At 72.0% G+C, this 12,940-nt stretch carries 9 protein-coding genes; 3 read left to right on the forward strand and 6 right to left on the reverse strand.

Annotated elements, in window-relative coordinates; all coding sequences use genetic code 11:
- The first annotated feature begins 21 nt into the window (after positions 1-21).
- Positions 22-924: a sugar ABC transporter permease gene (locus CU044_RS20475; RefSeq protein ID WP_129770311.1), complete on the forward strand. Its 903-nt coding sequence runs from the start codon at positions 22-24 to the stop codon at positions 922-924.
- A 3-nt stretch (positions 925-927) separates the two neighbouring features.
- Complete coding sequence (locus CU044_RS20480; RefSeq protein ID WP_129770167.1) at positions 928-1,803, forward strand: carbohydrate ABC transporter permease; 876 nt, start codon at positions 928-930, stop codon at positions 1,801-1,803.
- Between the two features lie 75 nt (positions 1,804-1,878).
- Here the strand turns inward: CU044_RS20480 and CU044_RS20485 are convergent, their stop codons facing one another.
- The 5 genes from CU044_RS20485 to CU044_RS20505 form a co-directional block, all read right to left on the reverse strand.
- Positions 1,879-3,351 carry a glycoside hydrolase family 43 protein gene (locus CU044_RS20485; RefSeq protein WP_129770168.1) on the reverse strand — a complete coding sequence of 491 codons (1,473 nt, stop codon included), beginning with the start codon at positions 3,349-3,351 and terminating at the stop codon, positions 1,879-1,881.
- 110 nt (positions 3,352-3,461) lie between these two features.
- Positions 3,462-4,418, reverse strand: a complete 957-nt coding sequence (locus CU044_RS20490) for a carbohydrate ABC transporter permease (RefSeq protein ID WP_129770169.1) — start codon at positions 4,416-4,418, stop codon at positions 3,462-3,464.
- 1 nt (position 4,419) lies between these two features.
- On the reverse strand, positions 4,420-5,325 hold the full coding sequence (locus tag CU044_RS20495; RefSeq protein WP_129770170.1) for a sugar ABC transporter permease: 906 nt from the start codon (positions 5,323-5,325) through the stop codon (positions 4,420-4,422).
- Between the two features lie 33 nt (positions 5,326-5,358).
- Entirely contained in the window at positions 5,359-6,702 is a 1,344-nt protein-coding gene (locus tag CU044_RS20500; protein WP_129770171.1) for an extracellular solute-binding protein, read from the reverse strand.
- Positions 6,703-6,860: 158 nt separating this feature from the next.
- The gene (locus tag CU044_RS20505; RefSeq protein WP_129770172.1) at positions 6,861-8,687 is read right to left on the reverse strand and encodes a sugar-binding domain-containing protein; all 1,827 of its coding nucleotides are present in this window, start codon (positions 8,685-8,687) and stop codon (positions 6,861-6,863) included.
- Between the two features lie 142 nt (positions 8,688-8,829).
- Between CU044_RS20505 and CU044_RS20510 the strand changes: the two genes are divergently transcribed.
- Positions 8,830-9,852 carry a LacI family DNA-binding transcriptional regulator gene (locus CU044_RS20510; protein WP_129770173.1) on the forward strand — a complete coding sequence of 341 codons (1,023 nt, stop codon included), beginning with the start codon at positions 8,830-8,832 and terminating at the stop codon, positions 9,850-9,852.
- 56 nt (positions 9,853-9,908) lie between these two features.
- Here CU044_RS20510 and CU044_RS20515 read toward each other — a convergent pair whose 3' ends face one another.
- Entirely contained in the window at positions 9,909-12,869 is a 2,961-nt protein-coding gene (locus CU044_RS20515) for a LuxR family transcriptional regulator (protein ID WP_129770174.1), read from the reverse strand.
- Positions 12,870-12,940: the final 71 nt, after the last annotated feature.

The following is a 12,940-nucleotide window of genomic DNA, read 5'->3' on the forward strand; positions in this document are numbered from 1 at the left end:
GGCGGCTCGTGGGGGCGGCGCCTGCGCGGACCCCAGAACCGCTACGTATGGTTCTGGGTCTTCGTCGGCCCCTTCGCCCTCGGGCTCGCACTCTTCACCTACGTACCGTTGGCGTGGAGCGTGTGGCTGAGCTTCTACGACGCCCACAACACGGTGACCCCGACCGAGTTCGTGGGCCTGGACAACTACACCGAAATCCTCGGCGACCCCTCCTTCACCTCCAGCCTCACCACCTTCGCCGTCTTCTCCCTTTTCATCGTCCCGGCGACATACGCCCTCTCGCTCTCGCTCGCGCTGATGGTGCACCGGCTCCGCTTCGCCCAGGCGTTCTTCCGGTCGGTCTTCTTCCTGCCGACCGCCTGCTCCTACGTCGTCGCCGCGATCATCTGGAAGCTGTCGGTCTTCAACGGCGTGCGGTACGGGCTGGCGAACACGGTGCTGGACTGGTTCGGCGGCTCCGGCATCGCCTGGCTGTCGACCACCCGACCGCCGTGGTACTGGCTGGTCATCGTGACCGTGCGGCTGTGGCTCCAGGCCGGCTTCTACATGGTGATCCTGCTGGCCGGGCTGCAGCGCATCCCGCCCGCCCTCTACGAGGCCGCCGCGGTCGACGGGGCCCGTCCCGGCTGGCAGGTCTTCCGGCACATCACCTTCCCGCAACTGCGCGCGACCTCCGTCGCCGTCGTCCTGCTCCTGGTGGTCAACGCCTTCCAGGCCTTCGACGAGTTCTACAACCTGCTGTCCACCTCGGGCGGTTACCCGCCCTACGCCAGGCCGCCCCTGGTCTACCTGTACTACGCAGCGCTGGGCCAAGGGCAGAATCTGGGGCTCGGCAGCGCGGGCGCCGTGATCCTCGCACTGATCATCGCCGTTGTGACGGTGGTACAGGCACGCTGGTTCGGCCTCGGACGCCGGGAGGACTGACCCATGCCACGACACCCGGCCGGCGGCCCGGCGGCGTACGCGACGAACCAAGGCCTCCAGCGGTTCGCCCGCGGGCTGCGGCTCGTCCTCCTCATCGCGCTCGCCGGGCTCTTCCTCATCCCGTTCTACCTGCTGGTACGCAACGGACTGGCCACGGAAGCGGACATCACCGGGACCGGCTGGACGTTCTTCCCGGACAGCCTCCACTGGGACAATCTCCGGGAACTGTTCGACGACAGCAGCGTCCCCATGCCGCACGCCCTGTGGAACTCCGCCGTGATCGCCGTCCTCACCACCACCGGCACCCTGCTGCTCGCCTCACTGGCCGGATACGGCCTGGCCCGCATCGCATACCCCTACGCGAACCACGTCTTCTACGCGTTCCTGGTCACGCTCATGATCCCGTCCGCCGTCACCTTCGTCCCGAGCTTCGTCCTGGTCTCCTCGCTCGGCTGGATCTCCACCCTGCGCGGACTGATCGTCCCGACCCTCTTCAGCGCCTTCGCGGTCTTCCTCTTCCGCCAGTACTTCCTCGGTTTCCCACGCGAGTTGGAGGACGCGGCCCGGGTGGACGGGCTCGGCCACTGGCGCACGTACTGGCGGATCGTCGTGCCCACCACACGGCCGGTCTTCGCCGCGGTCGGCGCGATCGTCTTCATCGGCTCCTGGAACTCGTTCCTGTGGCCGCTGGTGATCGGCCAGGACCGCGACGCCTGGACCGTACAGGTCGTACTCGCCACGTTCACCACCGCCCAGACCGTCAACCTCCACGAACTCTTCATCGCCGCCGCCGTCTCGATCGTGCCCCTGCTCGTGGTCTTCCTGCTGCTGCAGCGTCACATCGTCGCGGGCGCCGAGCGCTCCGGGATCGACGAGTGACCGGGCCCGGCGGTGGCGCCCCGGCGCTTCCCGGCGCCCCGGCACTCCGCGGGCCCGTACGGCGTCCGCGACGGGTCAATCGGCGTACACCTCCGCCCGGTCCACGCTCACGAACGCGCCCTGGGACGCGGCGTTGTGCTCGCCGGTCACCCGCACGCGCAGGGTGTGGCGGCCGTGCGGGAGGCGGGGGCTGAGGTACTGGACGCTCTCGCCGGTCCGGATCGCGCCGTAGAGGTCGACGCGCTGCTCGGCGCCCCCGTCGACGCTCAGGGCCGCGATGCCGTTGCCGGTGTCACGGACGGACAGCAGGGCGACGCGGGTGCCGGTGAAGGTGAGGGTCGCGGTGTTGCCGGCCCGGTCGCTCCAGTGGTCGTCGCCCCAGAAGCACTGAGTGGCGCAGCCGGTGCCGGAGTTCCAGGCGCCCGTGTAGGCGACGGTGCCGTCGCCGCTGGAGCGGCCGTCGTCGTTGATCCAGTGGCCGCCGGATCCCGGGTCGCCGGAGGGCAGGTCCTGTGTCGCGCCCAGGGCGAGCGGACGGCCGAGGTCCGGGCTGCCGTCGGCGTTCCAGCTGATCTTCTGGGCGCGGGTGGTGCGGTCGGAATACGTATTCGTGGAGGTCGTCCTGGCGTGGTAGACGATCCAGTCCTCGGTGCCGTCGGGCGAGCGGAAGAAGGCGTGATGGCCCGGCCCGTAGACGCCGCGGTCGTCGGCGCGGGAGAACACCGGCCCGGAGTGCTGGGTCCAGGCGCGGGGCACGAGCGGGTCGGCGCCGTCCGGCAGGGACATCATCCAGACCTGGTAGTCCGGCTTGCCCGTGTCGCACGTGGAGTACGTCATCCACGTACGGCCGTTGCGGTTGAGGAACTCCGGCCCCTCGCGGACCTCGGGGCAGCCACCGGCGGCGTCGAGGGCGACCGCGTCGCCGGAGACGGTGTAGGGGTTCGACATCGGAGCGATGTTGAGACCGTTGTGCTGGTAGGGATTGAGACCGCTGTAGGCGAGATAGAGGCGGCCGTCGTGCTGGAACACGCTCGGGTCGATCGCGAAGTCGTCGACGTGGTTGGGCGGGGTGAGCCTGGCCTTGAAGCGGTACGGGCCGGCCGGGTCGTCGCGTTCGGACTCCAGGACGTACAGCCGGTGGTGTTCGTCGGTGCCGTCGTCGGCGGTGTAGTAGAGGTACCAGCGGTCGCCGAAGCGGTAGAACTCCGGCGCCCAGATGTTGCGGTCGCGTGAGGTGTCGTTGTCCGTCCACACCGTCACCGGGGCGGCGGGGAGCAGGGTGCCCAGCGAGGGCGAGCGCCACATCCGGATGCTGTTGCCCTGGGTGGAGGTCAGGTAGTACGCCCCCTTCCAGTACGTCGTGAACGGGTCGGGCCCCGAGTTGAGCGGATTGCGGAAGGTGGTGCCCGCGGCGGCCGGGGCCGGGCCTCCGGCGGCCGGGGCCGGGCTCGCGGCGACGGCCGGCGGGACGGAGACGAAGCCGAGCAGGAGGGCCAGGAGTACGGCGACGAGTGCCGCACGACGGGCCGGGCGGGACTTCGTACGCATGGGCCGGCTCCTTGCATCGATGTAAATCCCTGTCGGGCACCGTAGGGAAGGCGTGCGGAGGTGTCAACGGCGCGGGACGCAAAGGCGGTTGGCCGCCCCGGGCCGTCTGTTCACTGGCCGCCGAGCCCCGTCGTGGCCACGGACTTGACGATGTGCCGCTGGAAGAACATGAAGACCACGACGAGCGGCAGCGCGGCCAGGACGGCCGACGCCATCGACTGGGCGTACTGGATGCCGTAGGCGTCCTTCACCGACGTGATGCCCACGGGCAGGGTCATCAGGGCGGGGTCGGAGGTGGAGATGAAGGGCCACAGGAAGTTGTTCCACGCCCCGATGAACACGAAGATCGACACGGCGGCGAGCATCGGCCGGGACAGCGGCAGCAGCACCGACCAGAAGATCCGCCAGTGGCCCGCGCCGTCGATCCGGGCGGCTTCCTCCAACTCGTGCGGCAGCGAGTCGAAGTGCTTCTTCAGGATGAACACCATCACCGGCGCCACGGTCTGCGGCAGGATCACCGCCGCGTACGTGTCGAGCAGACGCAGGCTGAGCATCTGCTGGAACCACGGCACGATGAGGATCTGCGGCGGTACGAGTACGGCCGCCACGGTGACGGCGAACAGCCACCTGCGCCCGGCGAACAGCGTACGGGAGAAGGCGTATCCGGCCATCGCGGAGACCAGCACCGTGATCACGGTGACGGCGGCCGAGATGAGGAGGCTGTTGAGCATCCACAGCGGCAGGTCGCCGCGCTCCCAGACGGTGCTGAAGCCCTGGAGCGTGAAGCCATGGGCGGGCAGGAACCAGCGGAGGGGATCGCTCGCGTCCTGCTCGGACTTGAAGGCGGTCAGCAGCGCCCAGGCCATGGGCAGCAGCCACACCAGGGCCATGACCGCGAGGGCGGCAAGGGCGAGCACGCGCGAGGTCCGGCCGTCGCCGAGGGTGAGGTGTGTTCCGGGACGGGGCGCGCGGCGCCGGACCGCCGTCACCCGTCCGGTGTGCGGCACGTGCGGTGCGTGCGTGGCGGGGCCGGAGGCGTCGCGGACGGGCAGGTCGGTGGAGGTCATGTCACTTCTCCCGGCGGCGGAGGGCGGCGTACTGGGCGGCGGAGGCGAGGATGACCAGGGCGAAGAAGATGTAGCTGATCGCCGAGGCGTAGCCGAGCCGGTAGCCGGTGAAGCCGACGTCGTAGACGTACTCGACGACCGGGCGGGTGGAGTTGTCGGGGCCGCCCTTGGTGAGCAGATAGACCTGGTCGAAGACCTTCAGCGAGGCCAGGATCTGCAGCACGGTGATGACGACGGTGATACGGCTGAGCTGGGGCAGTGTGATCGACCACAGCCGCCGCCAGGCCCCGGCGCCGTCGATGGCGGCCGCCTCGTACAGATGGTCGGGGACCGACTGCAACGCGGCCAGGTAGAGCAGGAAGTTGAAGCCGACGGTCCACCACAGCGTGGTCAGGGCGATCGCCCCCATGGCCACCGACTCGTCGCTGAGCCAGGCCACGCGGCCGAGGCCGAGCGCGTCGAGCAGATGGTTGTACAGGCCGAGGTCGGGCTGGTACAGCCAGATCCACAGCAGACTGACGACGCCGACGGGCAGCAGGTAGGGGGCGAAGAACGCCAGCCGCCACACCCACTGGCCGGGCAGACCGGTGTGGACGAGCAGCGCCATGCCGAGCGCCACGGCGACGAGCGGGACGGTCGACAGGGCGGTGAACCACACGGTGTGGCCCAGGGCGCGCCACATCTCGGCGTCTCCCAGGGCCTCGGTGAAGTTGTCGAGGCCGATGAAGGCCGGGGCGTGGGCCGACAGGGAGGTGTCGGTCAGGCTCATCCACAGTCCCTGGCCCAGTGGCCAGAGCAGGAAGACGGCGAACAGGACGAGGAAGGGGAGTGCGAAGAGCAGGCCGGGGGAGAACAGCCGGCGCGCTGACAGGGCCCCGGGGCGGGGTGCGGCGTGGGGAGAGGACATCGTTGTGCCTCCTGCGCGGTGGTTCGCAGCCGGTCAGGCCGGGCTGGGCTTGGAGAGGAAGGTGTTGAGGCGCCGCACCATGGCGCGCGCCGCGCGGTCGGGGGCGAGGCCGTCGAGAAGGGCCTGCTGGAGGACCTGGGACATGGCGTTCTGGAAGTCGGATCCGGCGCCTGCGAACCAGACCGCCGGGTCGAGCACGACATGGCTCTGCGCCTGTACGTAGTGCGCCTGGGGCCGCAGACGCGCGTACTCCTTCGTGCGGGTGACGGGCCGGTAGGCGGGGATGTGGCCCGCGGTGGCCCAGATCTGGCCGGCCTTCAGCAGCGCCGCCATCGCCTGGTGGGTGCGGCGGCGCTGCGTGGCGTCCGGGCGCGGGCGGTGCGGCAGGACGAAGGAGTGCGCGTCCGCGTAGACGGCGGGCGTGCCGAACACCGTGGGAAAGGAGGCCGCTCGGACGTTCTTGTCGGCGGCCCGGAAGGTGCCCAGTTCCCACTCGCCCGACAGGATCATCGCCGTCCGGCGGTTGGCGAAGGCGGCGATGGCCGCCGCGTAGTCGAGTCCTCCGGGGTTGACGCGGCCGTCGACGAGCCGGGCCATGAAGGCGATGACCTCGGCCATGCGGTCCTCGTCGACTTCGGCCGGTCCGCCCTCGGGCAGCCGGAAGGCCCCGCCGGTCTGCCGGTACAGGCCGTAGAACAGACGCCAGCCCTGGGCGGTGTCGGTGACGTAGCCGAAGGCGATGCCCTGCTTGCCCGAGGCCCTGGCCAGTTCCCTCCCGGCGGCCAGGAAGCGGTCGGGCGAGCTGAACGCCTCCGCGTCCAGGGTGCCGTCCTTGGCCAGCAGACCGGCGGCGGCGGCCGGTTCGGGGTGGAAGAAGACGATGAACGGATGGGTGTCCAGCGGGATCGCGTATGTCGCGCCCTCGGACTGCGTGCGTGACCACACCGCGTCGGCGAAGTCGTCGCGGCTGACGCCGTATTCGGCCAGGACGTCCAGATCCCACGGGTCCAGCAGGCCGGTGGGCGCGTACCCGGCGAGGCGCGACATGTGCGCCACCGCCATGTCGGGACCGCGGCCGCCGGCGGAGGCCATGGCGAGCTTGGTGTAGTACGGGGTGCCCCACTCCAGGACGGTGCGCTCGATCCGCGTCCCCCGCGTATCGGGACGCGCGGCCCGCGTCATGTCGTCGAGGAGGGCGCCGTCGGCCCCGCTGAACAGGTCCCAGAGGTGGACGGCCGGCTCGTCGGCCGCGGCCGCGGATCCGCAGCCGCTGAGCGCGCCGCCGCCGAGGACCGCCGCCCCTGAGGCGAGGGCCGCCGTCAGCGCGCGGCGCCTGGTCAGGCCGGGGCGACCGACTGGTACGGGCGTGCCGGTCATGTGACTCCTTTCCCGCGGGTGGCGGTGCGGAGGGCGGGAACACGGTGGCTCCCGCTTCGCCGGCACCGCCGCGCCGCGGTCATACATCGATGTAAATGTGCGGGTGGGGTGTGCGGTTCACTGATTCCGTTCGCGCGGGTTCGGGGGACGCCGCGGTGCTACGGCGAGCCTTCGTACGCCGCCGGGCGGGTCTGGGCGTCGCGGAGCGGCGCGGTGTCGACCTTCTCGGAGCGGTCGAAGCGGTAGACGCCGTTGCGTTCCTGGAAGACGTCGGTGAGCTGGGTGTAGCAGTAGCCGAACATGCCGGGGTCGGAGAGCAGTACGCCGGTCAGGCCGGTGAAGCGCTCGACGAACTCCTCGGCGGTGCGGGGCCGTTCGCCGTAGCCCCAGGACGCGTCCCGCTCGGTGCCGGCCGTCCCGGCCGCCGCCTGCGGGTCCCACCAGATGCCGCCGAACTCGCTGCAGAAGTAGGGCTGTCCGCGGTACGGAACCGACCACGGCCGCCCGTCCGGCGCGGTGTTGACGTAGGGCCGGTCCTCCGCCAGGCCGTCCATGGTCCTGGCCAGGGCGGCCGGGTCCTGCTCGTAGCAGTGGGAGTCGTATACGTCGGTCTCCGGCACCCGGTGCGCGTATCCGGAGGCGTCGATCACCGGGCGGGTGGGGTCGGCCTGCTTGGTGGCGAGGAACATCGCCCGGGTCACGTCGTCCAGTGCGGTGATGCGGTCGTGCAGCGGCTGGTACGTCTCGTTCAGTGGGCACCAGCCGACGATCGAGGGGTGCGAGTGGTCCCGCTCCAGGGCCTCCAGCCACTGGGTGACGTACGACGCGTCGGGGCGCTGGTTGTCGTCGCGGGCGCCCACCTCGCAGCCCCAGTCGCCGAACTCGCCCCAGACCAGGTAGCCGAGCCGGTCGGCGTGGTGGAGGTAGCGCTCCTCGAAGACCTTCTGGTGCAGGCGGGCGCCGTTGAAGCCGGCGCGCAGGCCCAGTTCGATGTCGCGGACCAGGGCGGCGTCGCTCGGGGCGGTCATCAGCCCGTCCGGGTAATAGCCCTGGTCGAGCACCAGACGCTGGAAGACGGGTTCGCCGTTCAGTACCAGCCGCTTCCCGTGGACGGCGACCGAGCGCAGACCGGCGTAGGAGCGCGCCGTGTCGACGACCGTGCCGTCGGTGCCGAGGACTTCGAGGGACAGGTCGTACAGGTGCGGGTCCGCGGGCGACCAGACGCGCAGACGGTCGTCGGGCAGCCGCAGTACCAGGCGCGGGCACAGGTCGAGGTCCGCGCGGGCCTCGGCCGTGGTGATGTCGCCGTGCCCGTCGCGGAGCGTGGCCCGGACGCGGTGGCCGGGGGCGTTCGCGGTCAGCGGCAGTTCGAGGTGGAAGGAGCCGGAGGCCAGGTCGGGGGTGATACGGGGACGCTTGAGGGCGACGGCGCGCGGGACCGGCTCCAGCCACACGGTCTGCCAGATGCCCGTCGTACGGGTGTAGTGGCAGTGCGAGTTGGCGTACCAGGTGGCCTGTTTGCCACGGGCCTGGACACCGTGACGGCTGTCGCGGGCCCGGACGACGATCGTCAGCTCCTCGCCCGGTACGGCGACGTCGCCGAGGTCGGCCGTGAACGGGGTGAAGCCGCCGCGGTGCCGTGCCACCTCGCCGCCGTCGACCCACACCGTGGTGTCGTGGTCCACGGCCCCGAAGTGCAGCAGTACCCGGGAGCCGGCCCAGCCGGCGGGCACGGTCACCGTCCGCCGGTACCAGACGGCCTCCAGGAAGTCCGTCTCCCCGATCCCGGACAGCTCCGACTCGGGGCAGAACGGGACGAGGATACGGTCGGCGAGCTCGCGTTCCAGCAGACCGCGCTCGAGACCGGTGTCGGACCGGTCGGTCTCGAACTGCCACTCGCCGTTGAGATTGAGCCAGGCCTCACGGGCGAACTGCGGCCTGGGGTACTCGGGACGGGGCACGTCCGAGAGGTGCGGGACGGGCATGGCGCTCCTTGCAACGAGTAGTGCCGGGTCGGTGCGAGGCTTATGGCACCATGGCGATTACATCGATGTAAATACGTCGGTGGAGGGTGGTCCGGCCCGCAACCGTTTCGTGATGGTCGGTACGATCACGGCCGACGGAAGGATGAACACAGTGGCGGCCAGGCCGAGGATCAAGGACGTGGCGCAGTACGCCGGGGTCTCTCCCAAGACCGTCTCCAACGTCATCAACGACTTCGAGCATGTGTCGGAACAGACCCGCGCCGCCGTGCGCGAGGCGATCGACGCGCTCGGCTACCGGGTCAACATCGCCGGACGGCAGCTGCGTCAGGGCCGCACCGGCATGATCACCCTGGCGGTCCCGGAACTCGACGTCGCCTACTTCTCCGAGCTGGCCAAGCACGTCATGGCCGAGGCCGACCGCCGGGGACGCACCGTCCTGCTCCATCAGACCCAGGGCGTGCGCGAACGCGAGCTGGCCGCGCTGCACGGCTTCGACACGCAGTTCTCCGACGGCGTCATCCTCAGCCCCCTCTCCCTCCTGCCCCGGGACCTCGCCACCCGCGACCAGCGCCTTCCGGTGGTGCTCCTCGGCGAACGGCCCGTCGCGGGCGGCACCGACCACGTGGGCATCGACAACGTCCGGGCCGCCCGGGAAGCCACCGAGCACCTGCTGTCCCGGGGACGCCGCCGCATCGCCGTCCTGGGCGGAGCCGTCCGCGGACGCCAGGGCACCGACCGGCTGCGCACCGACGGCTACCGCCAGGCCCTCGACGCCGCCGGCCTGCCCTTCACCGCCGACCTCGTGGTGCCCGTCGAGGCGTACCACTGGCGGGACGGTGCCCGCGCCGCGGCGGCGCTGCTGGAGAAGGAGCCGCACCCCGACGCGCTGCTGTGCCTGAACGACCATCTCGCCCTGGGCGCGCTGCGCACGCTGTACGAACAGGGCCGCTCCGTCCCCGGGGACCTCGACGTGGTCGGCTTCGACGACATCGAGGCCTCGCGGTTCAGCGTGCCGAGCCTGACGACGATCGCCCCCGACAAGCCGGAAATCGCCGGAGCCGCCGTATCCCTGCTGCTGGAACGCATCGACGAGCCGGACACCGGCGCCCTTCAGGACCATGTGGCCGGGCATCGGCTCATCGTGCGGGAGAGCAGCGGCGGCTGACACAGGCCCCCGCCCGGACGCCGGACCGGGCCGGGCCCGCGAGCGGCGCCCGGCCCTCACTCCCGGTGGCAGCCTGTCGGGAGGGGGCCCTCGATGAGGTCGCGCAGCTGGGAGCGGGCGGTGATGCCCAGCTTGGGGAAGCTGCGGTAGAGGTGCGAGCCGACCGTGCGCGGGGAGAGGAAGAGCCTCTCGCCGATCTCGCGGTTGGTCAGCCCGCGGGCGGCGAGCCCGATGATCTGCCGCTGCTGCGGGGAGAGTCCGGTGAGCGCGTCGGGCGCCGAGTCCGTGACATCGAGGCCGGCGGCGCGCGATTCCGCACGGGCGCGCTCGGTCCACGGGCGCGCGCCCAGGCGCCGGAAGACCTCCAGGGCCTCCGTCAGCGGGGGTCGCGCCTCCGCGACGCGCCGACGGCGCCGCAGCCACTCGGCGAGATCCAGCAGGGTCTGGGCGCGTTCGAAGGGCCAGTGCTCCAGCACCGGGTCCGCCAGCGCCACCCGGAAGTGCGGCTCCGCGTCCCCGGCGTCCGCCAGCAGGCCGCGCGCCCGGCTGATCAGCGCGCGCAGACGGGGCGAGGCGTTGTCCGCGAGCGCGCGTGCGCCACGCTCGACGATCACGGCCGCCTCCTCGCGGTGGCCGGAGCGCACCGCGGCGGCGGCCAGATCGGCGAGGGCCGGATAGGAGGCGTGGTAGTGCACGGGTGCGCCGTCCGCCGTGAAGACCATGCGGAGCTGGTGGTACGCGGTCTCGTGGGCGCCTTCGGAGGCCGCCGCGGCACCGAGTGCCCGACGGGCACGGACGGACACCGAGCGGCTCTCCAGCGGATCGATCAGGGCGAGAGCGTCGGCGGCCCGGGAGCGGGCCGCCGACGTGTCGCCCCGGAAGGCCAGTACGGTGGCATCCGCCGAGGCCGCGCACGCCACGGCGTGGTCGAGGCCGGCCGTCGAACCGACCGTGGTGGTGCGGGCGCAGAACTCCCGGGCCTGGTCCCATCTCCCTTGTTCCACATAGGCCCAGGCGACCGCGCCGCCCAGCCCCTCCGGCAGGGGCCCGCGCGGTTCCCAGCGGCCGACGGCCTCGTCGACCGCGCGGACGGCGTACGGGGTCTCGTCCAGGAGCCACGCCATGATCGCGAGGGTGATGAGCCGGTCGGGCCTGCGTTCCGCCTCGGCGGCCAACCGCGGCAGCAGGGAGACGAGTCCGGCTCTGCCGTCGAAGGGATCGGACACGGCTCTCACCCACGTACGCAGCCAAGCGTCCGACGCGTCGTCGGGAAGGCGCCGCAGGAGGGCCTGGACGCGGTGCCGTTGGCGCTCCTCTCCTGAGTAGTAGCGGACCACGGCGGCGGCGGCCAGGAGGTCCAGCGCGTCGGCGGGCCGCGAGACCGCCAACTGCCCTGCGGCGTCGGCCAGTCGGGAGAAGACGACGGTGTGGCGCACGGTCAGCGCCGCCAGCCGTCCGGTCTGCACCGCGGCGGACGCCAGCAGCGAGGCGTCGTCGGTGCGCGCGCGGGCCGCGGCGGCGAGTTCCTCGACCCAGCCGATGTCGCCGGTGAACACGGCGGTCGCGGCGGCCTCGACCAGCAGCCGGGCGCTCTCCTCACGCCGGGGCGCGAGTTCCGCGGCGCGTTGCAGGGCTTTGGCCGCCGCCGCGTAGCCGCCGCGGCGGCGGGCCCGGCCCGCGGTCCGCTCCAGCTCCGCCGATACGGCCGCGTCCGGGCGGGAGGAGGCGGCGGCGAGATGCCAGGCACGCCGGTCCGGTTCGTCCCGCAGTATCTCGGCGAGTGCGAGATGGGCCGCGCGCCGCGCGTCGAAGGACGCGGCGTGGTACACGGCGGACCGGACCAGCGGGTGGCGGAACCGGACGTCCCGGCCCGTCCGCCGGATCAGCCCGGCCCGCTCGGCGGGCAGCCACGCGTCGTCGTCGGCGTGCGGCAGCCCGGCGGGGACGGCGATCACGGAGTCGACGCCGTCCATGGCGGCCAGGAGCAGCAGGGCCCGCGTGGTGGAAGCGGGGAGGTCGTCCAGACGGGCGGCGAAGATCCGCTCCAGGCGATCGGTGAGCGGGAGCGGACCCGTGGTCGGCGGACCCGCGGACGACAGTTCTGCGGACGGCGGACGTGTGGACGACAGACGTGTGGACGGCGGATCCGCGGTCGGTGGCGTGGCGCTCGCTCCGTGCGCGGCGGCCGACCTCGCCAGTTCGGCCAGTGCCAGCGGGTTGCCCCCGGCCTGGTCGAGGATCTGTGTCCTGGTCCGGCCGCTGGGGGGCACCGGCCGGCGGTCCAGCAGTCTGCCGGCCGAGGCGTCGTCGAGCGGTCCGAGGACGAGCGCCGGTACATGCCGCTCGAATCCCGGGAGAGGATCGCCGACGCGGGCTCCGATCAGCAGCGTGACCCGTTCACCTCGCAACCGTCTGGCGGCGAAGGCCAGCGCGTCCAGGGAAGCACGGTCGCACCACTGCGCGTCGTCCAGCACCACGAGCACGGGGCCCTCGTCGCCCAGGGCCGACAGCAGGCTCAGGACCGCGACCCCGATGAGCATCAGGTCGGGAGCCGCCGTGGCCGGCCCCACGCCGAAGGCGTCGTGGATCGCCGTGCGCTGCCTCTCCGGCAGCCCGTCCACCTCCGCCCGTACCGGCCGCAGCAACTGATGCAGCGCGGAGAACGCGAGGCCCGACTCCGACTCGCTCCCGTCGGCGCGCAGTACGCGGGCGCCTCTCGCCTCGGCGCGGAGCGCGGCCGAGCCCAGGAGCGTGCTCTTTCCCGTGCCCATGTCACCGACGAGCACCAGCACCGGCTCGGCCGATACCGAGTCGACCGCCGGAACCGAGCCCGTTGCCGATACCGAGTCGACCGCCGGACCTGAGCCGGCCGCCGATACCGCGTCCACCACCCCTGCCGATACCGCGTCCACCGCACGGAAGAGGCGTGCCAGCTCCGCGTCCCGGCCGACGATCAGCTCCCCCGTATCCGGCTCCGGTCCCCTGACCGCGCCGGGGTCGCCTGCCTGCTCGTCCACAGCGTCTCCGGTGATCGTGGCTCCGAACGGAGCCGCCGTGCCATGTCCCGCCCAGGCTACAAGTGGCGAGT

The sequence above is a fragment of the Streptomyces sp. L-9-10 genome, from assembly GCF_004151105.1.
GTDB lineage: Bacteria > Actinomycetota > Actinomycetes > Streptomycetales > Streptomycetaceae > Streptomyces.